This window comes from Streptomyces sp. NBC_01433, from assembly GCF_026340105.1.
GTDB lineage: Bacteria > Actinomycetota > Actinomycetes > Streptomycetales > Streptomycetaceae > Streptomyces.
This window is the reverse complement of record NZ_JAPEPM010000001.1, coordinates 4,720,828-4,744,047: the sequence shown is the minus strand read 5'-3', so window position 1 is coordinate 4,744,047 and position 23,220 is coordinate 4,720,828. Positions and strand designations below refer to the sequence as shown.

The 23,220-nt window shown below is 71.0% G+C and carries 18 protein-coding genes; 14 read left to right on the top strand and 4 right to left on the bottom strand.

Annotated elements, in window-relative coordinates; all coding sequences use genetic code 11:
- Positions 1-42: 42 nt before the first annotated feature.
- From sucB to OG413_RS21325, 5 genes are all read left to right on the top strand, one after another.
- The gene (gene sucB, locus OG413_RS21345) at positions 43-1,848 is read left to right on the top strand and encodes a 2-oxoglutarate dehydrogenase, E2 component, dihydrolipoamide succinyltransferase (RefSeq protein ID WP_266807813.1); all 1,806 of its coding nucleotides are present in this window, start codon (positions 43-45) and stop codon (positions 1,846-1,848) included.
- 145 nt (positions 1,849-1,993) lie between these two features.
- A complete protein-coding gene (locus tag OG413_RS21340) occupies positions 1,994-2,617 on the top strand; it encodes a GntR family transcriptional regulator (RefSeq protein ID WP_073725126.1) in 624 nt (207 codons plus the stop codon).
- Positions 2,618-2,874: 257 nt separating this feature from the next.
- A complete protein-coding gene (gene aceE, locus OG413_RS21335) occupies positions 2,875-5,544 on the top strand; it encodes a pyruvate dehydrogenase (acetyl-transferring), homodimeric type (RefSeq protein WP_266807811.1) in 2,670 nt (889 codons plus the stop codon).
- 117 nt (positions 5,545-5,661) lie between these two features.
- A complete protein-coding gene (locus OG413_RS21330; RefSeq protein ID WP_266807809.1) occupies positions 5,662-6,636 on the top strand; it encodes a YafY family protein in 975 nt (324 codons plus the stop codon).
- 62 nt (positions 6,637-6,698) lie between these two features.
- Entirely contained in the window at positions 6,699-7,220 is a 522-nt protein-coding gene (locus OG413_RS21325) for a DUF4240 domain-containing protein (RefSeq protein WP_266810278.1), read from the top strand.
- 148 nt (positions 7,221-7,368) lie between these two features.
- Here OG413_RS21325 and OG413_RS21320 read toward each other — a convergent pair whose 3' ends face one another.
- Positions 7,369-8,139, bottom strand: coding sequence for an SDR family NAD(P)-dependent oxidoreductase (locus tag OG413_RS21320; protein ID WP_266807807.1), 771 nt, complete (start codon positions 8,137-8,139; stop codon positions 7,369-7,371).
- A 203-nt stretch (positions 8,140-8,342) separates the two neighbouring features.
- On the opposite strand from OG413_RS21320, the gene OG413_RS21315 reads away from it, so the two are divergent.
- Positions 8,343-8,972, top strand: coding sequence for a TetR family transcriptional regulator (locus tag OG413_RS21315; protein WP_266807805.1), 630 nt, complete (start codon positions 8,343-8,345; stop codon positions 8,970-8,972).
- On the opposite strand, the gene OG413_RS21310 is transcribed toward OG413_RS21315, so the two are convergent.
- Positions 8,962-9,555, bottom strand: coding sequence for a GNAT family N-acetyltransferase (locus OG413_RS21310; RefSeq protein ID WP_266807803.1), 594 nt, complete (start codon positions 9,553-9,555; stop codon positions 8,962-8,964). The two genes, OG413_RS21315 and OG413_RS21310, sit on opposite strands and share 11 nt — an antisense overlap.
- Before the next feature lie 54 nt (positions 9,556-9,609).
- Here OG413_RS21310 and OG413_RS21305 point away from each other — a divergent pair, with 54 nt between their 5' ends.
- Positions 9,610-10,509, top strand: coding sequence for a TIGR01777 family oxidoreductase (locus tag OG413_RS21305; protein ID WP_266807801.1), 900 nt, complete (start codon positions 9,610-9,612; stop codon positions 10,507-10,509).
- Between the two features lie 177 nt (positions 10,510-10,686).
- Positions 10,687-12,042 carry an NAD(P)/FAD-dependent oxidoreductase gene (locus OG413_RS21300; RefSeq protein WP_266807799.1) on the top strand — a complete coding sequence of 452 codons (1,356 nt, stop codon included), beginning with the start codon at positions 10,687-10,689 and terminating at the stop codon, positions 12,040-12,042.
- A 107-nt stretch (positions 12,043-12,149) separates the two neighbouring features.
- Here the strand turns inward: OG413_RS21300 and OG413_RS21295 are convergent, their stop codons facing one another.
- Positions 12,150-13,790, bottom strand: a complete 1,641-nt coding sequence (locus tag OG413_RS21295; RefSeq protein WP_266807797.1) for a regulator — start codon at positions 13,788-13,790, stop codon at positions 12,150-12,152.
- 266 nt (positions 13,791-14,056) lie between these two features.
- On the opposite strand from OG413_RS21295, the gene lipB reads away from it, so the two are divergent.
- The 4 genes from lipB (at position 14,057) to OG413_RS21275 (ending at position 17,164) form a co-directional block, all read left to right on the top strand.
- Positions 14,057-14,866 (top strand): lipoyl(octanoyl) transferase LipB, encoded by an 810-nt coding sequence (gene lipB / locus OG413_RS21290; protein WP_266807796.1) that lies wholly within the window; start codon positions 14,057-14,059, stop codon positions 14,864-14,866.
- Between the two features lie 123 nt (positions 14,867-14,989).
- Positions 14,990-15,967 carry a lipoyl synthase gene (lipA, locus tag OG413_RS21285; RefSeq protein ID WP_266807795.1) on the top strand — a complete coding sequence of 326 codons (978 nt, stop codon included), beginning with the start codon at positions 14,990-14,992 and terminating at the stop codon, positions 15,965-15,967.
- Between the two features lie 269 nt (positions 15,968-16,236).
- The gene (locus OG413_RS21280; protein WP_266807794.1) at positions 16,237-16,437 is read left to right on the top strand and encodes a hypothetical protein; all 201 of its coding nucleotides are present in this window, start codon (positions 16,237-16,239) and stop codon (positions 16,435-16,437) included.
- 19 nt (positions 16,438-16,456) lie between these two features.
- On the top strand, positions 16,457-17,164 hold the full coding sequence (locus OG413_RS21275) for a DUF4191 domain-containing protein (protein WP_266807792.1): 708 nt from the start codon (positions 16,457-16,459) through the stop codon (positions 17,162-17,164).
- Between the two features lie 134 nt (positions 17,165-17,298).
- On the opposite strand, the gene OG413_RS21270 is transcribed toward OG413_RS21275, so the two are convergent.
- Positions 17,299-17,706 (bottom strand): RDD family protein, encoded by a 408-nt coding sequence (locus tag OG413_RS21270; protein WP_266810277.1) that lies wholly within the window; start codon positions 17,704-17,706, stop codon positions 17,299-17,301.
- A gap of 281 nt (positions 17,707-17,987) precedes the next feature.
- On the opposite strand from OG413_RS21270, the gene glnA reads away from it, so the two are divergent.
- Together glnA and OG413_RS21260 are read left to right on the top strand one after the other, a co-directional pair.
- On the top strand, positions 17,988-19,397 hold the full coding sequence (gene glnA / locus OG413_RS21265) for a type I glutamate--ammonia ligase (RefSeq protein ID WP_266807789.1): 1,410 nt from the start codon (positions 17,988-17,990) through the stop codon (positions 19,395-19,397).
- A 787-nt stretch (positions 19,398-20,184) separates the two neighbouring features.
- Positions 20,185-23,187, top strand: a complete 3,003-nt coding sequence (locus tag OG413_RS21260; protein ID WP_266807787.1) for a hypothetical protein — start codon at positions 20,185-20,187, stop codon at positions 23,185-23,187.
- Positions 23,188-23,220 lie beyond the last annotated feature (33 nt).

Genomic DNA, 23,220 nt, shown 5'->3' with positions numbered 1-23,220 from the left:
CGACCGACCACTTCCGCATTTTCGTAAGGAGCAACTGAAACCATGTCGGTTTCCGTAACCCTTCCGGCGCTCGGCGAGAGCGTCACCGAGGGCACTGTCACCCGCTGGCTGAAGGCCGAGGGCGAGCGCGTCGAGGCCGACGAGCCGCTGCTGGAGGTCTCGACCGACAAGGTCGACACCGAGATCCCGGCCCCCGCGTCCGGCATCCTGGCGTCCATCAAGGTCGCCGAGGACGAGACCGTCGAGGTCGGCGCCGAGCTGGCCGTCATCGACGACGGCACCGGCGCCCCGGCCCCGGCCGCCGCTCCGGCCGCCGAGGCACCCGCGGCCCCCGCACCCGCACCCGCCGCCGAGGCTCCGGCCCCGGTCGCCGAGGCACCCGCCGCTCCGGCCCCCGTGGCCGAGGCTCCGGCCGCCGCCCCGGCCGGTGCCGCCACCGGTACCGATGTCACCCTCCCCGCGCTCGGCGAGAGCGTCACCGAGGGCACCGTCACCCGCTGGCTGAAGGAGGTCGGCGAGGAGGTCACGGAGGACGAGCCCCTCCTTGAGGTCTCCACGGACAAGGTCGACACCGAGATCCCCGCCCCGGTTTCCGGTGTGCTGCTGGAGATCGTGGTCGCCGAGGACGAGACCGCCGAGGTCGGCGCCAAGCTCGCCGTCATCGGTGCCGCCGGTTCCGCTCCGGCTCCGGCCGCCCCGGCGCCCGCCGCCGCCCCGGCTCCGGCTCCGGTCGCCGCTCCGGCAGCCGTCACCCCGGCTCCGGCTGCTCCGGCTCCGGCTCCGGTCGCCGCCCCGGCACCCGCTGCCCCGGCCCCGGTGGCTCCCGCCGCCCCGGTGGCCGCTCCGGCTCCGGTCGCCGCTCCGGCAGCCGTCACCCCGGCTCCGGCCGCTCCGGCCGCGCCCTCCGGTGACGACGGCGCGTACGTCACGCCGCTGGTCCGCAAGCTCGCCGCCGAGAACGGCGTCGACCTCGGAGCCGTCAAGGGCACCGGCGTCGGTGGCCGCATCCGCAAGCAGGACGTCGTCGCCGCCGCGGAGGCCGCCAAGGCCGCCGCTGCCGCTCCGGCTCCGGCCGCCGCTCCGGCTCCGGCCGCGGCGAAGGCGCCCAAGCTTGAGGTGTCCCCGCTGCGCGGTCAGACGGTCAAGATGACCCGCATGCGCAAGGTCATCGGCGACAACATGATGAAGGCGCTGCACTCGCAGGCCCAGCTGACCTCGGTCGTCGAGGTCGACATCACCAAGCTGATGAAGCTGCGCAACCAGGCGAAGGCCTCCTTCGCCGCCCGTGAGGGCGTCAAGCTGTCCCCGATGCCGTTCTTCGTGAAGGCGGCGGCCCAGGCGCTGAAGGCCCACCCGGTCGTCAACGCCCGGATCAACGAGGCCGACGGCACCATCACGTACTTCGACTCGGAGAACATCGGCATCGCCGTGGACGCCGAGAAGGGTCTGATGACCCCGGTCATCAAGGGTGCGGGCGACCTGAACATCGCCGGTATCTCGAAGAAGACCGCCGAGCTGGCCGGCAAGGCCCGCGGTGGCGGCCTGACCCCGGACGACATGTCCGGTGCCACCTTCACGGTCAGCAACACCGGTTCGCGCGGTGCCCTGTTCGACACCGTCATCGTGCCCCCGAACCAGGCAGCCATCCTGGGCATCGGTGCCACGGTCCGCCGTCCGGTGGTCATCGACCACCCGGACCTCGGCGAGACGATCGCGGTACGCGACATGACGTACCTGGCCCTCTCCTACGACCACCGTCTGGTGGACGGCGCGGACGCCGCCCGTTACCTGACCACGGTCAAGGCGATCCTGGAAGCCGGTGAGTTCGAGGTCGAGCTCGGCCTCTGAACCACGCGCTTGTAACCAGCCTCACCAGCGGCGCCCCCGTCCGGGACACTTCCGGACGGGGGCGCCGCCGTATTGTCTAGACACCACCGGTCACCCTGCCGCCGTGATGGTGGAGGCAGCACCGGTTTGCCAGAAGGAGCACCTCATGACCCCGCCCGTCGTCCACTCGCTGCGCGAGCAGATCCGCGAGCACATCGTGGACGGGATCGTCAGCGGGCGCTGGAAGCCGGGCGAGCGGATCGTGGAGCGGCGCATCGCCACCGAGCTGGAGGTCAGCCAGACGCCCGTACGCGAGGCGCTGCGCGAGCTGGAGACGCTGCGGCTGATCGAGTCGGCGCCCAACAAGGGCGTCCGGGTCCGCAATCTCACCGCGGCCGACCTGGAGGAGAGCTATCCCGTACGGGCCGGTCTGGAGCAGATCGCGGCGGAGCTGGCGGCCGGGGTGCTGGCCGAGGACTGCTCGGCGCTGACGCCGCATGTGGCGGCCCTGTACGAGGCGGACCGGCTGGCCGACGGAGAGGCCCAGGTGCGGCACACGGTGGCGTTCCACCGGGAGATGGTGCGGGCCGCCGGGAACGCCGTTCTGCTGCACACCTGGGAGGGGCTGGGCATCGAGGTGTTCACGGCCCTGTCGATCCGCTGGCTGGGCACGGTGCAGAAGTCGTACGCGGAGGAGCACGAGGCGCTCATCGACGCGTTCCTCCGGCAGGACCCGCAGATCGGAGTGCTGGTCAAGGCACATGTCCTGGGCTGCGCGCCGCGCGCATGACCCCTTCGATCATCTGCGGTGACGAGCGCTCGACTGTGCGGCCGGCCGCCCCTTATGCGCACTTTGCCCCGTCACTCCGTGCCCCGATTCGCGGCACCCCATGCCACTTTTCTTCAGATCGAGAAGTTTTGCCTTCAATCCTTTGATCGATCATCGATCAGCGACTTACAGTTCACTCCGCGGGCCCACCGGCCCCATCGCCCTGTCCTGCCAGCCAGGGCCTTCTCCACCCCCCTCCTCTCCGGAAGGCGGCGATCATGACCGACCCCGTAGGAAAGCTTCCGAGCGAGCTCGACCAGCTCCCGGACCGCGACCCCGAGGAGACCGCCGAATGGGCGGCCTCCCTGGACGCCGTCACCAAGGCCGCGGGCCCGCACCGCGCCGCGTACCTGATGCGGCGTTCGCTGCAGCACGCCGAGGGCGCCGGTCTCGCGCTGCCCAAGCTGCTGGAGACCGATTACGTCAACTCCATCCCGACCGCCGCCGAGCCCGCGTTCGACGGTGACCTGGAGCTGGAGTCCAGGATCACCGCCTGGAACCGCTGGAACGCGGCCGCGATGGTCACCCGCGGCTCCCGGCTCGGCGTCGGCGGCCACATCGCCACCTTCGCCTCGGCCGCCTGGCTGTACGAGACGGGCTTCAACCACTTCTTCCGCGGCAAGGAGGGGGACGGCTCCGGCGACCAGCTCTACATCCAGGGCCACGCCTCCCCCGGCATCTACGCCCGCGCCTTCCTCGACGGCCGGCTCAGCGAGCAGCAGCTGGACAACTTCCGCCAGGAGGCGGGCGGCGAGGGTCTGCCGTCCTACCCGCACCCGCGGCGGCTGCCCTGGCTGTGGGAGTTCCCCACCGTGTCGATGGGACTCGGCCCGCTCTCGGCCATCTACCAGGCGCGCTTCAACCGCTATCTGACCAACCGCAGCATCAAGGACACGTCGAACTCGCACGTCTGGGCCTTCCTCGGCGACGGCGAGATGGACGAGCCCGAGTCGACCGCCGCCCTCGCCCTCGCGGCCCGTGAGCAGCTCGACAACCTGACCTTCGTCATCAACTGCAACCTGCAGCGCCTCGACGGCCCCGTCCGCGCCAACTTCCGCGTGGTCCAGGAGCTGGAGGGCGCCTTCCGCGGGGCCGGCTGGAACGTCATCAAGACGCTCTGGGGCAGTGCCTGGGACGAGCTGTTCCAGCTGGACACCACCGGTGCGCTGGTCCGCCGGCTCCGGGCGGTCCCGGACGCGCAGTTCCAGACGTACGCCACCCGCGACATCGCGTACATCCGTGAGCACTTCTTCGGCGCCGAGCCCGCGCTCGTCGAGCTGGCGAGGCTGCTCCCCGACGCGAAGATCGCCGAGTGTTTCTACACCTCCCGCGGTGGCCACGAGGCCCGCAAGGTGTACGCGGCGTACCGCGCGGCCGTCGAGCACAAGGGCGCGCCGACCGTGATCCTCGCCCAGACGGTGAAGGGCCACACGCTCGGCAAGGGCTTCGAGTCCAAGAACGCCAACCACCAGATGAAGAAGCTGTCGATCGACGAGTTCAAGAGCATGCGCGAGCTGCTCGGACTCCCGATCCCGGACAGCGCCTTCGAGGACGGGCTGGTGCCGTACGGCCACCCGGGCGCCGACTCCCCCGAGGTGCGTTACCTCCAGGAGCGCCGTGCCGCCCTCGGTGGCCCCGCCCCGGCCCGCCGGGTGCACGCCGCGGCCCTGCCGCAGCCGGAGGAGCGCGCGTTCAAGGCGCTGTACAAGGGTTCCGGCAAGCAGGAGATGGCCACCACCATGGCGTTCGTGCGCCTGGTCAAGGACCTGATGCGGGACAAGGAGACCGGCAGGCGCTGGGTGCCGATCGTCCCGGACGAGGCCCGTACCTTCGGTATGGAGTCGCTGTTCCCGTCGGCCGGTATCTACTCCCCGCTGGGCCAGACGTACGACCCGGTCGACCGCGACCAGCTGATGTATTACAAGGAAGCCAAGGACGGCCAGATCCTCAACGAGGGGATCACCGAGGCCGGGGCCATGGCCGACTTCATCGCCGCCTCCACGTCGTACGCGACGCACGGCGAGACGATGATCCCCTTCTACATCTTCTACTCGATGTTCGGCTGGCAGCGGACCGGCGACCAGATGTGGCAGCTCGCCGACCAACTCGGCAAGGGCTTCATCGTCGGCGCCACGGCGGGCCGTACGACGCTCACGGGTGAGGGTCTCCAGCACGCGGACGGCCACTCGCACCTGATCGCGGCCACGAACCCGGCCTCGCTCAACTACGACCCGGCGTTCGCGTACGAGATCGCGGTGATCGTCAAGGACGGTCTGCGCCGGATGTACGGCCCCGAGGCCGAGAACGTCTTCTACTACCTGACGGTCTACAACGAGCCGAAGCCCCAGCCCGCGATGCCGGAAGGCGTCGAGGAGGGCATCATCAAGGGCCTGTACCGCTTCAAGGAGGGCACGCCCGCGAAGGCGGACGCGCCGCGCCTCCAGCTGCTGGCCTCCGGTACGGCGATCCACTGGGCCCTGAGGGCCCAGGAGCTGCTGGCCGCCGACTGGGGTGTCACGGCCGATGTCTGGTCCGCCACCTCGTGGGGCGAGCTGCGCCGCGACGCGCTGGATGCCGACGAGGCGCTGCTCCGCGGCGAGCAGCGGGTGCCGTACGTGACCCAGGCGCTCTCCGGTGCGCCGGGCCCGGTGCTCGCGGTCAGCGACTGGATGCGTCAGGTCCCGGACCAGATCAGCCAGTGGGTGGACCAGGACTGGTCCTCGCTCGGCACGGACGGCTTCGGTCTCTCCGACACCCGTGACGCGGCCCGCCGCCACTTCGGCGTCGACGCCGAGTCGATCACGGTCGCGGCCCTGGCCCAGCTGGCCCGGCGCGGCGAGGTCCCCGCGTCCGTGGTCAAGGAGGCCCGGGAGCGGTACGGGCTCTGATCCCTCGATGGCCCCCGGATCGCCGGCGGGTGTGCTGGTCACGCCCGCCCGGCGATCCGGGGGCTTCGTCGTACGCGCCCGCGCCCGCGCCGTGGCCGTGCGGCGACAATGGGGCCCATGCGTGCTGCCCGCCTGATCAAAATGGTGCTGCTCCTCCAGTCCCGCCCCACCATGACCGCCGCCGAACTGGCCAGGGAGCTGGAGGTCTCGGAGCGGACCGTCACCCGCGACGCGCAGGCGCTCTCGGAGGCGGGTGTCCCGGTGTACGCGGACCGGGGCCGGGCCGGCGGCTACCGGCTCATCGGCGGTTACCGCACCCGTCTCACCGGCCTCGCCCGTAACGAGGCCGAGGCCCTCTTCCTGTCCGGGCTCCCCTCCGCGCTGCGCGAGATGGGCCTGGACGACGCCGCGTCCGCCGCCCGGCTGAAGGTGTCGGCGGCCCTGCTGCCCTCGTTGCGGGACGCCTCCGACTCCGCCACCCAGCGCTTCCATCTGGACGCCCCGGGCTGGTACCAGGAACCGGCCACCCCCGAGCTGCTGCCCGCCGTGGCCGAGGCCGTCTGGGACGACCGCCCCGTCCGGGCCCGCTACCGCAGGGGCGGCCGGGACGGGACGGAGGTGGAGCGGGAACTGGCTCCGTACGGTCTCGTCCTCAAGGCAGGGGTCTGGTACCTGTGCGCCCGGGTGGCGGACGACTTCCGGGTGTATCGGATCGACCGTTTCACCGGGGTGGACCTGGCGGACGGGCACTTCGAGCGGGACGAGGGGTTCGACCTCCCCGGCTTCTGGGCCGAGCGGGCGGCCCAGTTCGCCCGGTCCCTGCTGCATACCGAGGTGACCGTACGGGTGTCGCGGGCCGGTGCCCGGCAACTGGCGTACGCGGGCGACCGGGCCGCCGCCCAGGAAGCGCTGGCCGCCGCCGGGCCCCCTGACACGGACGGGTGGCGCACGGTCACCCTGCCGGTCGAGTCGCTCGACGTGGCGTACGACCAGCTGCTGGCGCTGGGACCCGAGTTGGAGATCCTGGAGCCGCCCGGCCTGCGCGACCGCTTCACGGAGGCCGCCGAACGCCTGCGCGACCTCTATCGCTGAAAGGCTGCATTTCGGTGTCTCCGCGTGCATCGCCCGCCGCCAAGCACGATGCTGTACCCGTGATGGACGAGACGGAATTCTGGGAGATCATCGACAGCACCCGCGAGGCCGCCGAGGGCGACCCCGAGGACCACGCCGACCTGCTCGTCGAACGGCTGGTGCAGCTCGATCCCGATTCCGTGCTGGACTTCGCCAGGCACTTCGAGGCCCGCTACAACCGCGCGTACCGCTGGGATCTGTGGGGCGCCGCCTCGCTGCTCCTCGGCGGGGCGAGCGACGACGCGTTCGACTACTTCCGGTGCTGGCTGATCGGCCAGGGCCGGGAGGTCTTCGAGGGAGCCGTGCACGATCCGGACAGCCTCGCCGAACTTCTCGACGACTTCGACGAGGAGCTCGACGGGGACGCCGAGGACCTGGGCTACGCCGCGGACGAGGCGTACGAACAGCTCACCGGAGTGGTCGCCCCGGACCTGGGACTTCCGCCCCAGGCCACGGATCCCGAGGGCACCCCGGTGGACTTCGAGGACGAAGCGGCCCTGGCGGCACGTTTCCCCATGCTGTGGGACCGCTTCGGCGCCGCCTGAGCCGCGGGCCGCTTCCGGCCTGGGCCGCCGGCCTCCGGCCCGAGCCGCTGGCCGTCGGCCGTCGGCCGTCGGCCGTCGGCCGTCGGCCGTCGGCCGTCGGCCGTCGGCCGTCGGCCGTCGGCCGTCGGCCGTTGAAGAGACTTCCTCCTCAGAAGTGGGTTCCGCCGTCGATACGGATCTCCGTACCGGTGATGAACGCCCCGTCCTCGGAACCGAGCATCGCGACGACGCCCGCCACGGTGTCCGGGCTCGCGAAACCCTCTCCGAGGGCCGGGGAGAGCTTCATGAAGAGCGACATGTCGGCATCGGCGGGCAGGCCGGGACCGTTGCCGCTCGTCATGTCGGAGGAGATCGAGCCCGGAGCGACGGCGACGAACCGCACCCCCTGCTTGCTGTACTCGCTCGCCAGGGCGTGGGTCATCGACTGGATGCCGCCCTTGCTCGCGGCGTAGGCCGCCATGTACGGGTGCGCGAAGCTCGCCGAGGTGGACGAGAAGTTCACGACGACCGGGCCCTCGCCCGCCAGCAGGGCCGGTATCGCCTCACGGACCATCAGGAACGTGCCGGTGAGGTTGACCGCGATGATCTTGTTGAAGAACTCCAGCGTGGTCTTGTGCGTGTGTTCGGAGCGCAGGATCCCGGCCGCGTTCACCAGGACGTCGAGGCCGCCGAGCGTGTCGACCGCCGAGGCGACACCGGCGCGTACCGCCGCCTCGTCGGAGATGTCCAGGGTCATGGTGGTGAGGCGGTCCGCGGTGCCGTTGGCCACGGCCGTGTCGTACGTGCCCTTGAGTCCCGCCTCGCTGACGTCTGCGGCGACGACGCGCCCGCCCTCGGCCAGGACGCGGTGGACGGTGGCCCGGCCGATGCCCGAGCCGCCGCCGGTGATGAGGGCGCGGCGGCCTTCGTAGCGGTTCATGTGGTGTCTCCCGATTCCGGACCGATCCGACGGTGGGTCCCCGCCGGATGCTCCGATGAACGTCCCGATGAATGTCACGGTGGATATCCGGATGGATATCCCGATGCGTGTCCACCGTACGTCTAGATGGCACGTTTTGCCACAACGGCATTTCGCGCATCACTGTTCCGTCCGCACCGCTGCCGCCGGGTAATCTGCAGGGAATGAGCACTCAGCAGCCGTCCCTCACCGAACGCCGCAAGGCCGCGACCCAGCTGGACATCGCACGGGCGGCCGCGGCCCTCTTCACCGAGCGCGGGCCCGACGGCACCACGGCCGAGGACATCGCCCACCGCGCGGGCGTGGCGCTGCGCACCTTCTACCGGTACTTCCGCTCCAAGCAGGACGCGGTGGGCCCGCTGCTGTCCGGCGGCGCCGAGCGCTGGCGGGCCCTGCTCGAAGCAGCGGAGCCGGGCTCCCCGTTCGCCGAGGTCCTGGAGCGCGCCGTCACCGAGGCGCTGGCCGCGCCGGACGCGTCAGCCGCCGAGCAGCTCGTCTGGACGCGCGGCCTGCTCCGGGCGGCCGACGGCGATCCGGCGCTGCGCGCCGTCTGGTACCGGGTCAATCAGGATTCCGAGGAGCGGCTGCTTCCGGTACTGGCCCGGCTGGCGGGCCGGGGCGCGGACCCCCTGGAGGTACGGCTCGCCGCCGCGGCCGCCACGGCCGCGGTGCGGGTGGCTCTTGAGGCATGGGCCCGGACCGACGCACCGGCGACCGGCCTCGGCTCGCCCGCCGCGCTCGCGGTGCGCTGCCTGCATGAACTCATGGGCGGAACACGGCTGTTCAAGGGGTGAGCGAGCGCCCCATCAGGACGTCGTCGACGTAGCGCCCGTTCAGGAAGAACTCCCCGCTCAGCACGCCCTCCACGACGAAGCCCTCCGACGCGTACAGGGCGCGGGCGGGGGCGTTGTGCCCGAGCACGCGCAGCGTGATCCGGTTGGCACCCTGGCGCCGCGCCTCGGCGAACGCGGCCCGCAGCAGGGTCCGCGCGACGCCGTTGCCGCGCGCCCAGTCGGCGACGGCGAGGCCCTGTATCTGCCGTACGTGCGCGTTGCAGGCCAGCGGGGTCGGCGGCACGAGCCGGATGTACCCGGCGATGCGAAGCCCCTCGGAATCGCTCGCCGCCGCCTCCACCTCCGCCTTCGTCCCTGCCTCTGCCTCTGCCCCTGCCTCTGCCTCCACCTTCGCCTTCGCCTCCGCCTCCGCCACGAGAAAGTCCTCGGGCCGGTGCCGCTCGTCGTAGAAGGCGTCGTACGGCGGCTGCGCCTGCGGCTGTACGGCGTGCAGCGTCGACCAGGTGGCCCGGTCGAGCTCCCCCAGCTCCTCGTTGTCGGCGAGCAGGGCGTGACGGACGGGGAGAAGGGAGAACGAGGCCATGGCATCACTGTGCCACGCGGCATTTTCGTGTGACCCATGGGGCAGGATGGGACCATGCCGCGCTCCCGTATCGCCGTCAGCGGATCGACCGGACTCATCGGAGCGGCGCTGGTGCGCTCGCTGCGGGCCGACGGGCACGAGGTCGCCCGCCTGGTGCGGCGGCCTGCCGCCGCCGACGACGAGGTGGAGTGGGATCCCCACCGGGGCTACGTCGATGTGGCGGGCCTGGTCGGCTGCGGCGCCGTCGTCCACCTCGCCGGCGCCGGGGTCGGCGACCACCGCTGGACCGAGGCGTACAAACGCGAGATCCGCGACAGCCGGGTGCTGGGAACGGCCGCGATCGCCGAGGCCGTGGCCTCGCTCGACACTCCGCCCGAACTCCTGCTGTCCGGGTCCGCCATCGGCTTCTACGGCGATACCGGGGACCGCGCGGTGGACGAGAGCGCGCCGCCCGGCGACGGTTTCCTGCCGTCCGTGTGCGAGGAGTGGGAGGCGGCCACCGCCGCCGCCGAGGAGGCGGGCGTACGGACGGTGCACGCGCGCACCGGGCTGGTGGTCGCCCGTCAGGGCGGGGCCTGGGGAAAGCTCTTCCCGCTGTTCAAGGCCGGGCTGGGCGGGCGGATGGGCGACGGCCGCCAGTACTGGAGCTTCATCGCGCTGCACGACCATGTCGCGGCCCTGCGCCACATCCTCGACACCCGCACGCTGTCCGGACCGCTGAACCTGACCGGGCCCGACCCCGTCACCAACGCCGAGGTGACCGCCGCGATGGGCCGGGTGCTGCGCCGCCCGACCCTCTTCACCGCCCCCGCGCCCGCGCTGCGCCTGGCCCTCGGGGACTTCGCGGAGGACGTGCTGGGCAGCCAGCGCGTGCTGCCGGGCCGGCTCCTCGACTCGGGATTCACCTTCGCCTTCCCCGGAATCGACGCCGCCATCCGCGCGGCTCTGCGCTGACGGTCTCCCGGCGGCGGGAGGCGGCGCGGGCGTGTGCGACCCCGTGCACCCGTTGCCGGCCGCGCGTGACTGTACCCGTATCGGCCATCCTCCTACCCTCGACCCGAACTCCGGCATTCCGGGGGCCTGTTGGGGGCAAGAGCCTCCCACCAGTCGCGCCGACTCGGGGAGGGTCCTGTGCTCAGCACGGCACATCACGCGGACGTGGTCATCATCGGGGCCGGGATAGCCGGCCTGTCAGCGGCTCATCAGCTGACCAGCGCGGGGGTCAGCGTCAGTGTCCTGGAGGCCGCCCCCGATGTCGGCGGCCGGATGGTCACCCACGAAGTGGACGGATTCCGGCTCGACCACATCGGTCCCCTGCTCAGCACCGCGTATCCGGAGCTGCGCCTCACCCCCGGACTCGACGCACTGGTGCTGCGGGAGTTCTCGCCCGGAGTGCTCGTCCACAGCGAGGGCCACCGCTACCGCACCGGCGACATAAGAAGCGCGAGGGGCGCACTCCGGGCGGTGCGCATCCGGTCGAGCGCCTCCCGTACGCCGCAGGGGGCGCACCGGGGTGACTCGCGGGGCGGCGCGATGGCGGGGGCGATGGCAGGGGCGATCGACCGGGCCAGGCTCGGCGGGGCGCTGTCCCGGCTGGCCACCGTCCCGGCCGGCCGGCTCCTGACCCGGCCGGAACGGACCGCGCTGGCCGCCCTGCCGACGCACGGCCTCCCCACCCGTACGGTCGACGGCTTTCTGCGCCCCCTGCTCTCGGCGCTGCTCAGCGATCCGGCGCTCACCACGTCGAGCCGCTGCGCCGACCTCGCCCTGCGCAGCTACGCGCAGGGCGGGCTCTGCGTACCCGAGGGCGGCTCGGCGGCGCTCCCCGAACTGCTGGCGGCCGCCCTGCCGCCGGGCACCGTACGGACGGGAGTCCAGGTCACCGCCGCCGACATCACCTCGGTGCGCACCGAGGAACACGGTGAACTGGGCTGCCGCTCCCTGCTGCTGGCCACCGGGGCGGGTGCCGCCGCCGAGCTGCTGCCGGGGCTGCGGACGCCGTCCTTCCATCCGGTGACGGTCCTTCACCACACGGCGCCCGCTCCCCCGCCGACGGGCCGCTCGCTGCTGCTGGACGCCGATCGTTCGGGTCCGGTCGCGTACACCGCCGTGATGAGCGAGGTCGACCCCTCGCGCGCACCCCGGGGCCGGACGCTGATCAGCTCGACGGTGCTCGGCACCCCGCCGCCGGACCTCGATCGCTCGGTCCGTACCCATCTCGCGGCGCTGTACGGCAGCCCGACGGACGACTGGGAGCTGCTGGCCGTCCATCACGACCCGGAGGCGGTCCCGGCGATGGCGCCCCCGCACGACATGCGCCGCCCGGTACGGCTGCTCGCCGGGCTGTACGTGTGCGGCGACCACCGCGACACGAGCACGGTCCAGGGCGCGCTGCAGTCGGGGCGCCGCGCGGCTTCGGCGATCCTCACCGACCTGGGCATACGGAGGGAGTACGGCGCCGGGGCCACGCTGCCCGAGGCGGCGTAAGCCCTGCCACGCGCACCGGGGCGGGCGCGGGTCCGGCCCGCCTCACCGGCTCCGTGCGAACGCGACCGCGACTGCCACCGCACCCGCGACCGCCGCTCACGGCCGGGTCAGCCGAGGGTGGCGACCCGGTCGCGGTATCCCCGTACGGCGGCGGCGTCCCGGTACGGCTCCAGGCGGCGCTCGAATTCCCGGACGTACTCCGTCGCGCGGGCCGAGCGCATCTCGGACGCCTGCTGGGCCGCCTCGGCGCCCAGCAGGCAGGCCTGGTCCAGTTCGCCGAGCCCGAGCCGCGCGGTGGCGAGCACCACGCGGCAGAACAGCCTGCTGCGGGCGTACGCGGGGGCGCGCAGCTGGAGCGAGCGCTCCGCGTGCTGCGCGGCGGCCCGGTACTGCTGGAGATCCCGGTGGCAGTGCCCGAACTCGTCGGCGAGCTGGGCCTCGTCGAAGAACCGGGCCCAGTGCGGCAACTCGTCACCGGGGCGCGAGGATTCCAGGGCGCGCTCGGCGCGGGCCAGCGCGGCGACGCACGCCCGCGCCTCACCGAGCACCCCGTGGCCGCGCGCCTCCACCGAGTGCAGCAGCGCCTGGGCGACGGGCGGCGCGGAGGAGCCGATGCCCTGCTGGGCGACGCGCGCGAGCTGGACGGCTTCCCGCCCGTGCCCGAGGTAGACCGCCTGCCGGCTCATGGTGATCAGCACGTAGGCGCCGTAGCCCCGGTCTCCGGCGGCCTGCGCGAGCCGCAGGGCCTGGACGAAGTAGCGCTGGGCGAGGCCGTGCGCGGTGATGTCGTACGAGGTCCAGCCCGCCAGCCGGGTCAGGTCGGCGGCCGCCGAGAACAGCCGGCGGCCCGTGGTCTCGCCGTAGCTCCCCCGGAGCATCGGCTCGGCCTCGTGTTCCAGATACCGCACCAGCGCCTGCCGGGCGTGTCCGCCGCCGTAGGCGTTGTCGAGGGTGCGGAAGAGCTCACCGACCGAGCGGAGGGCGGCGACGTCCCCGTTGCCGACCCGTTGGCCCGGTTCGCGGTCGATGGAGCGCTGCCGGGGCACGACGGGCGGCGGCGGGGGTGCGGGAGGGCGCACGTATCCGGGCCCCGTCGTACCGCCGCCGCGTGCGCGCTGCCCACCCACGAAAGTGGAGCGGTGGAGCCCGGCGCCCGGCGCGGCCGCGCCCATCGGGCCGGAGAGTCCGCCAACTCCCCCGGCCCCGGTCCCGGCCGTCCTGCGGGGTACTCCCGGCGGCGCCATGACCGGTGCCGCCGCACCGGGCACGGGCGCGCCCTGATCCGGCGCTTCGTCGTTCCCCACCCACTCGTCGGCCCGCCCGATCAGCCAGTCCCGGCTGGGCACGACCAGGCCGGCCGGGGTGAAGGCGATCTTGCGCAGCTCCGCGTGGCTGCCCGAGTCCTTGCGCCAGAGACCGCTGACGATGTCGACCGCCTCGGCCGGGGTGGCCGCGAACTCCAGTCCCGCGTAGACGGGCGCGCACGCGTCGAGGCCCAGATCCTGCGTGGAGAGCCGACGCCCCAGCCGCCGGGTGAACACCTCGGCGATCAGCGCGGGCGTGGTTCCCCGCGGCTGCTGGCCCCGCAGCCAACGGGTCACCGAGGTCTTGTCGTACCGCAGGTCGAGGCCGTGTTCGAGGCCGAGTTGATCGACCCGGCGGGCCAGGCCGGCGTGGGAGAACCCGGCTTCCGCGATGAGCGAGGCGAGTCGGCGGTTGGGGGTGCGCTGCGGGGGTCGTTCCGACATCAGCTGTACGGTCTCCTGCCTTCGGGGCCCGGCGGGCAGCCCTTATGGAACGGCGCGAATTTAGCGGCCCCCCGGGCAATGACAGCCGCATTTGCTCCACATTCATCCGATCGTGTGAGGATTGCGGGCAGAGCTGACGGGAACGACCTGCCGGATCGCTCGTTCCGGAGCGGCCGTACAGTGGCTCGGGGCGCGATCAGTGCAGGGTGAACGTGACTCCGGGGACACCCCCTGGCTCCCGGCACCACGACTAGGAAGGCATCCCCGTGAGTGAGCTGCGGTTCGTCCGTCTGGGATTCGGCGAGGAAGCGGTCGAGTACCAGGCGGCCTGGCAGAAGCAGCGCGAGGTGCACGCGGCCCGGTTCGAGGACACGGTCCCCGACACCTGCCTGCTCCTTGAGCACCCGCCCGTCTACACGGCGGGGCGGCGCACCGCCGATTGCGAGCGCCCGCTGGACGGCACTCCGGTGATCGACGTGGACCGCGGCGGCAAGATCACCTGGCACGGCCCGGGGCAGCTCGTGGGCTACCCCATCCAGAAACTGCCGCGCCCGGTCGACGTCGTCGCGCATGTCCGCCGCCTGGAGGACGCGCTGATCCGTACGGCCGCCGATTTCGGCCTGGAGACCTCCCGGATCGAGGGCCGCAGCGGCGTCTGGGTGCTGGGCGACCCGGTCGAGGAGCGCCGGTCCGCCGGTGGGCTCTCGCTCGATTTCGACCCGAGGCTCCAGGACGAGGAGTTCGACCCCCGGCTGAACGGCCCCGAGTACGCCCCGTCCAACGCGGGCCAGCGCCGCGAGGACCGCAAGCTCGCCGCGATCGGGATCCGGGTCGCCAAGGGCGTGACCATGCACGGTTTCGCCCTCAACGTGAACCCGGACAACACCTGGTTCGACCGGATCGTGCCCTGCGGCATCCGGGACGCGGGGGTCACCTCGCTCAGTGACGAACTGGGCCGCGAGATCACCATCGCCCAGGTGCTCCCGGTCGCCGAGAAGCACCTCAGGGACGTCCTGGAGAACGCTGACCTCGCCCCCCGGCTGATCGAGCCTCCGAGGGCCGTAGCCCCGGCGTAGGCCGTTCGGGGGAATAGGCCCCGCCGGCCACAGGTTGGCCAGGCGTAAGACCGTTTGAACTACGGGCGTACCCTGGTGTTCGCCGAAGAATCGAATGCAGCGAGAGCAAAGGGGAGTGCCGGAGTGTCCGCTGTCGCACCCGACGGGCGCAAGATGCTGCGCCTGGAGGTCCGGAACAGCCAGACCCCCATCGAGCGCAAGCCCGAGTGGATCAAAACCCGGGCGAAGATGGGCCCCGAGTACAACCAGTTGCAGAAGCTCGTGAAGAGCGAGGGGCTGCACACGGTCTGCCAGGAGGCGGGCTGTCCCAACATCTTCGAATGCTGGGAGGACCGCGAAGCCACCTTCCTCATCGGTGGCGACCAGTGCACCCGGCGCTGTGACTTCTGCCAGATCGACACGGGCAAGCCGCAGGCGCTGGACCGCGACGAGCCCCGCCGCGTCGGCGAGTCGGTCGTCACGATGGACCTGAACTACGCCACCATCACCGGCGTCGCCCGCGACGACCTGGAGGACGGCGGCGCCTGGCTGTACGCCGAGACCGTGCGCCAGATCCACGCGCTGACGGCGGAGCGGGAGGCGGGCGCGACCAAGGTCGAGCTGCTGATCCCCGACTTCAACGCGGAGCCCGAGCAGCTCGCCGAGGTCTTCTCCTCGCGCCCCGAGGTGCTCGCGCACAACGTGGAGACGGTGCCGCGGATCTTCAAGCGGATCCGCCCCGGATTCCGTTACGAGCGTTCCCTGGAAGTCATCACGCGGGCCCGTGAGGCCGGTCTGGTGACCAAGTCCAACCTGATCCTCGGCATGGGCGAGACCCGTGAGGAAGTCAGCGAGGCGCTCCAGGACCTGTACGACGCGGGTTGCGAGCTCATCACGATCACGCAGTACCTGCGGCCGTCCGTACGGCACCACCCGGTCGAGCGCTGGGTGAAGCCGCACGAGTTCGTGGAGCTGAAGGACGAGGCCGACGCGATCGGCTACTCCGGTGTGATGTCGGGGCCGCTGGTGCGTTCCTCGTACCGCGCCGGGCGTCTTTTCCAGCAGGCGATGGAGGCGCGCGGCGCCGCCAACGGGGCCCCCGCGGCCGCACCCGCCGTGTGAATCCGCGCACAAGAGGCTACTGATCGGTAATAGATCGTTCGGCGCGGTCCGTACGCTCCCCGCAGGTCGGGGACGCGTATGGGCCGCGCCAACGTGCGTAGCCCCGGAATCAAGGTTTCATTGGTGTTTGACCGACCGGTCACGCACTGGTAACACCGAGCAGTGACCCTAGGCAGAAGCGGCAGCAGCTCTCGCGGCGGCCGCCGTCACTGTTCGCCGCACGTCGCTCCGCCCACATTCCGCGCATCCGCTCCGAGGGGAACACCACGATGCAGGCCGCGCCGGTCCGTGCCCACGCCATCCCGTCCGTCACCGATGCCCTTCGCGCCGTCGAGTCGCTGCTGCTGAGCAGCGGCCAGCGCACGGCCCGCCGCAACGCCTGGACCGCGGTCCTGGAGGACCGCCGCCGGGCCAAGGACCGGGTCGAGGCCCTGCACGTACTGGAGGCCGTGGCCGACCAGCGTTCCTAGGCCACGTAAACTTCTGCGCATGGCGAGGAAGGCAAACACTGAAGGCGCGGACAGCGCCGAGAACGCGGGGCGGCTCAAGCAGATCGCCCTGACCTACAAGATGACCAGGCGGACCGACTCCAAGATCGGTCTCGTCGTCGCTGGTGTGGGAATCGTCACCTTCGGTGTCCTCCTCGCCATCGGCTTCGTGGTCGGGCATCCGATCTATCTGGGCATCCTGGGCTTCGTAATGGCCCTCCTCGCGATGGCGATCGTCTTCGGGCGGCGTGCCGAGCGGGCGGCCTTCGGGCAGATGGAGGGGCAGCCCGGTGCGGCGGCGGCCGTACTGGACCGGGTGGGCCGTGGCTGGACCACGACGCCCGCGGTCGCGATGAACCGCAGCCAGGACGTCGTGCACCGTGCCGTCGGCAAGGCCGGCATCGTGCTGGTGGCCGAGGGCAACCCGAACCGGGTGAAGGCACTCCTGGCGGCCGAGAAGAAGAAGATGGCCCGCATCGTGATCGACGTACCGGTGCACGACATCATCGTCGGTGACGGCGAGGGCCAGGTGCCGCTGAAGAAGGTGCGCGCCAAGATGCTGAAGCTGCCCCGCGTCCTGTCCGGCCCGCAGGTGACCGCGGCCAACGACCGGCTGCGCGCGATGGGCGACCTGATGAGCAACATGCCGCTGCCGAAGGGGCCGATGCCGAAGGGCATGCGGATGCCGCGCGGCGGAAAGATGCGCTGACCGCACCACACACGCGAGAAGGCGGCCCCGGTATCCGATCGAGTCGATCGGATACCGGGGCCGCCTTCTCGTCCCCGTACGGCTGGCGTTCGCGTGCCGACCCGGCTACGAAACCGACCCGCGTGCGTCCTGGCTCAGCTGCGGACCTGAACGGCGCGGGCCAGCCGGTCGTGCAGTCCGCGCCCGTCGCGGTCCCAGACCAGGGCGGGAATCACCAGGAGGAGCAGGACGCTCCGCAGGATCACGCGCCCGAAGCCGATCCGGCCACCGCCCTCGGCGACGACCCGCAGCCCGAGGATGCGCTTGCCGGGCGTGGAACCGATGGTTCCGACGGTCAGCACGCTCAGCACGAGGAAGACGCCGAGCGCCCAGTTGCCCGCCGCCTGCTGGTCACCGCGAGCGAGCAGCCCGTATGCGATCAGCATGCAGAGCGACCAGTCGATGAAGAGAGCGCCGAAGCGGCGGCCGAGCGGGGCCACGGCCCCCGGTCCCTCCTCGGGCAGACCGAGCCTCTTGCCCCGGTAGCCGAAGTCGGCACCCATCTCCTCGGCGGCCGCACGCGGCCCGGAGAGCCACGATCCGATTGCTTGCCTGTTGTCCACCCGTCCACGGTACTGCGCCCCCTTCCGCCCCCGGCCGGGCGGGGCACCGATACACGTCGCCGAGGTGCTGCCCACACCCGCCCCGGTTAACTTGGGCGAAACAAATGGGTCATGCTTGAGAAATCCCGCCTGCCTATGGTCGGGTCCAGCGTGTGCCACCGCACTGGCCGCACAACAAGCTGCAACCCCGTCCCGCCCGGGCCGGGAGTAGGAGGAGTTGGATGTTCCAGAACGCCGACGAAGTGCAGAAGTACGTCGCGGACAACGACGTCAAGTTCATCGACGTCCGCTTCTGCGACCTGCCCGGGGTGATGCAGCACTTCACGATCCCGGCAGCGTCCTTCGACCCGGCCGAGGAACTCGCCTTCGACGGTTCGTCGATCCGCGGCTTCCAGGCCATCCACGAGTCCGACATGGCCCTCCGCGCGGACCTGTCGACGGCTCGGGTGGACCCGTTCCGCCGCGACAAGACGGTCAACGTCAACTTCTTCATCCACGACCCGATCACCGGCGAGCAGTACAGCCGTGACCCGCGCAACGTGGCCAAGAAGGCCGAGGCGTACCTCACCTCCACCGGCATCGCCGACACCGCGTACTTCGGCCCCGAGGCCGAGTTCTACGTCTTCGACAACGTCCGCTTCCAGACGTCGGCGAACGAGAGCTTCTACCACATCGATTCCGAGGCAGGCGCCTGGAACACCGGTGCGACGGAGAACAACCGCGGTTACAAGGTCCGTTACAAGGGCGGCTACTTCCCGACCCCGCCGGTCGACCACTTCGCCGACCTGCGTGCCGAGATCTCCCTGGAGCTGGACAAGAACGGCCTCCAGGTCGAGCGCCAGCACCACGAGGTCGGCACCGCCGGCCAGGCCGAGATCAACTACAAGTTCAACACTCTGCTGGCCGCGGCCGACGACCTGATGCTCTTCAAGTACATCGTGAAGAACGTCGCCTGGCGCAACGGCAAGACCGCGACCTTCATGCCGAAGCCGATCTTCGGCGACAACGGCTCGGGCATGCACGTCCACCAGTCCCTGTGGGCGGGCGGCGACCCGCTGTTCTACGACGAGCAGGGTTACGCGGGCCTGTCGGACATGGCGCGCTACTACATCGGCGGCATCCTCAAGCACGCCCCGTCGCTGCTGGCCTTCACCAACCCGACGGTGAACTCGTACCACCGCCTGGTCCCCGGCTTCGAGGCCCCGGTCAACATGGTCTACTCGCAGCGCAACCGCTCCGCCGCGATGCGCATCCCGATCACGGGCTCGAACCCGAAGGCGAAGCGCGTCGAGTTCCGCGCCCCGGACCCGTCCTCGAACCCGTACCTCGCCTTCTCGGCGCTGCTGATGGCGGGCCTCGACGGCGTGAAGAACAAGATCGAGCCGGCCGAGCCGATCGACAAGGACCTCTACGAGCTGGCTCCCGAGGAGCACGCCAACGTCCAGCAGGTCCCGACGTCGCTCCCGGCCGTCCTTGAGGCGCTGGAGGCGGACAACGAGTACCTCCAGGCCGGCGGCGTCTTCACGCCCGACCTGATCGAGACGTGGATCGACTACAAGCGCACGCACGAGATCGCCCCGATCCAGCTGCGCCCGCACCCGCACGAGTTCGAGCTGTACTTCGACCTCTAGGCGACAGGGTCGGGCGACCCATCCCTGTGCGCCGAGTGTGCACCGCCCGGCCGATTCACTGACGTGATGCCAAAAACGTCGGCCGAGGGCCGCTACCCCATAACCGGGGTGGCGGCCCTCGCTGCTCTGCCGCGGCTCCGTGTGCGACGGGCAGCCTTCTGATGACCGGGGAGATCTCGCCATGCCAAGCGAAGAAGTCGCCGACCCTGCCGCAATTGCGTGGAGGGTTCGGTTCGGCGACTGCGGCAGGTAGCGGTGAGATCGAGTTCGTCCCAGGTCAAGGGACGCGCCCAGCAGTGAACGTTGGACCGCTCAGGATCACCGGGAAACTGCACACCGCCACGCGTCAGTGATCACGTGTTGCCACGCCCCCTGGAATTCGCCCTGCGCGGCGGCCCACAGCCGTTGCGGCCCGCCCCGAGCGCTCGGTGCCGAAACCGGTGATCCAGACGTTTTGGTGACAGCCGACGGCAAAGGGTGGAAAGCTCGCAGGGTGGTCACCTCATCATCCGGCCGGGACGGTTCATCACGAGGCTCCGAGGGGGCGGGCGGCGGCAGGAACAAGGGCGCCGCACCATGGAGAGACTGGTTCGACGATCCGAACCTGCGGGCCGCACCCGGAGCGGGCTCTCCGGGAAACACCGCTGCCGGCGATGACCTCGACCTGCATCTTGGATGGGACCGCTTCGAACGGTTCATGCTGGCGATCTCCCGCGACGTCCTGGGACTTCGCGGCGTCAGATTCCGACGGTACGGGGTTCTCGGGCAGTCGCAGCACGGTATCGACTTGGCCGGCCGCGAACCCGACAGCCGTTACACCGTCGTCCAGTGCAAGGACTACAAGGTCTTCAGCGTGGCTGCTCTGCGCGCGGCAGTCGGGAAATTCACCCGGGGCAAGCGGCCGTTCCAGGCCTACCGACTCATCGTGGCCACCTCCGCGTCCACCGAGGCGACCGGCTTCGCCGAAGAGCTGGCGCGGCTCCAGGACGCCCATCCCGACGTGGAGCTGGATCTCTGGGGCAGCGAACAGATCAACGAACAGCTCCGCTTCCGCGGAGACATCGTCGCCCGGTTCTGGACAAGGGAGACCGCGAATGTGTTCTGTACAGGAGCCCCCTTGCCGGGGGTACCCGCACCGCCTCCCGACCTGCGCACCCTCGCGGAGCGAACCCTCATCGGCCCGCTGGCCACCGACGACGTCGTGCACATCCTGCGGGAGGCCGACGCCAAGCGCGGTGAGGCACCTGAGGAGGCGGCCCGGCTGTACGAGGGCCTCGCCGTTCGGTTGGACGAGGCAGGGTTCCGCGGCCATGCCATCGCTTTGAGGAACAGGCAACTCGATGCGCTCCAGGAGGCCGGACTCTTCGACGACGCGGCCGACCTGGCGGCACGCCTCGCCGCCGTAGCACTCATGTACGGCGACAGGCTGGAACCGCGAAAGCTCACCCGGCTCCTGGACAAGGTCGCGAAGGCCGCAGAGGCGGAGGGAACGGAACGGTCCGCGACAACCCGGCGCCATGCGAGGCTCATCAACACCGCTGTCACCGCCGTCCTCCACCCGCTCGGCTCTCCGGATGCGCTCCTGACCGCCTTGAGCGACACGGCGACCGAGGATCTGGAGTACTGGCCTTTGCTGGTTCTTCTGCTGGCCGAGGATCTGCTCGCCACGCAACCCCACCGGCTGGAAGAGCTGGACGCTCTGATCGAGGCAGCCGTCGGCCGAGCGGCCAGGACCCGCGTCGAGGGTGGCGGGGAAGACATCGTCATCCGACTGCGACTCACGCGTGCCGAGTCGCACGCTTCCGAGCGCGCAACTCTCCTGCGGATGGCGCGGGGGCATCGGGTGCCGGCGCGGCACGCCGCGCTGATCAGTGCTCGTGAGGCGCGGCGCTGCTGTCTCGAAGGCCGTGCGGAGGAAGCGACCGAAGCCTGGCGGGACGCTGTTCACGAAGCGATCCATGCCAGGCTGCCAGAGGACGCGGCGGACTGGCTCTATGCGATCCGCGCCGCGAACGTCCTGTTCGGACCGTGGACCACGGCCATCGACGAGGAGCACCGGCTCGCCCAGACGGTGCGGGCGACCGGCACGGGCCAACTGCTGAGTCGTATCCGCTCTCCTCGTGCACAGGCCATGGCGGCCCTGGTCGGCAAAAAGCCGGTCGAAGCGGTGCTGTCGGCCCGGCGCTGGCTGATCGACAGTGTTCTGACGGGGAGTTGGGCCGAGGAGACGGAGGCACTGACCTTTCTCGCAGATCTGTACCGCGACAACGGTGAACCCGGGTTGGCGGCAACTCTCTATCAGCGTGCGGGCGAACGGAAGAAGCTCAGTGAACTGACTGCCGCGTCGGGCGATCGTCTGCTGCCGACGGGTTCGTTCGACGACGCCCCGTGGTGGGTGCTGCGCGCACGGGCGACCTGTGTCGCCGAGCAGGAGGATCTCCTGGAGGACAGCACCGCCGTCGTACTCCTCGACGACTTGATCAGTCTGGCCACCCGCGGCCGAGCCGGCGAGCTGATCGACTCGCCGACGTACGCCCTGTCGCTCGGTGCCACGAAAGCAGCCTGCTCACTCGCGGCCAGGGGCACCCCGGCGCAGGCAGTCGCCCTTCTGGATCTCCTCGCCTCCGATGTTCCGCGCTCATCAGGTCAGTACCTGCATACCGACGACGAGCACGCCTCCGCAACCGTCGCCATCGCTCGCGCCCACCCGGATCTGGCCATGCCCGCGCTCACCAGACTGTTCGATCTGGCTGATCAGAACGTCGACGCGGCTCTGCGACTCCTGGTGGACCACCAGCTATGGGAACTGCTCGCGTCCCGGCCCGGGGCCGCGGTCGAAGGGGACGGGGGCAGCGGACGGAACCCACTGACCGAGCCGGAACGCCTCACTCTGCGGCACCGGTTGTCCGGATTGGCCGATGCCGGGAGCCGCCTGGCCGATGCCGCTCTTCTGGAGCTGGAGCCGGACCGTCCGAGTACCCGGTTCCGGGCGGAAGCCGCCCGGAACCGGGTACTCGGACGGCCTGAGCCCGTGCCTGGACGTATCAGCATCGGCAGCACGCTCGTCACCGACTCCTGCCTCATCAGCAGCCTCGGCCCCGAGGATCTACAAGCCTGTGCCTCGAAGCTGCTGGCCCTCGCCGATGACCCCCGGGAAGCCGCGTCGACCAGGCAGGATGCGCTGATCGGCGTGCGCAACATCGTCCTGGGCAGTCCGCGGACAGCCACGCACGAAGTGTTCACCGCCGCCCAGGCCTTCGTCCTCGGCACGTACGACAGCGGTCGCTATGACGAGCTCATGGGATCGAGTCATCCGCTCAGCGCATTCAAGATCAACTTGGGATCCAGCTCACTTCGCGCAGCAGGCCTGCGACTGGCCGGGTCCTCGGCGATCACCACCGAGGACCATGCCTGGTCGCGGGACCGAGCGGTCGGGATGCTGCGCAGCGACGAACCCTCCGAGGTCAACGCGGCAGCACTGACCCTCAACGAGTTGCCCCAGGAGATCACGGACACGATCGACGCCGATCTCCTCGCAGCCCATGAGCACCGCTCCGTCCGTCAGCTCAGCGCCGTACTGAGCATGCGAAGCCCCGGTCGCTACCGCGAAACAGCGCTGCGCCTCTGTCTGGACAGCGATTTCCGGGTCCGTCACACACTGGCGGAAGCCGCGGCAGGTGTTGCGTCCGAGGCATCCGACGTGGTCGAGGAAGTCCTCCGGTTACTCGCCCGGGATCCCCGGCACAGTGTCCGTGCGGCCACCACGGCCCGAGCCCGCACCCCGGGCTGAGGTCACCCGGCCCGGGGTGCGGCCGCGCGCGGC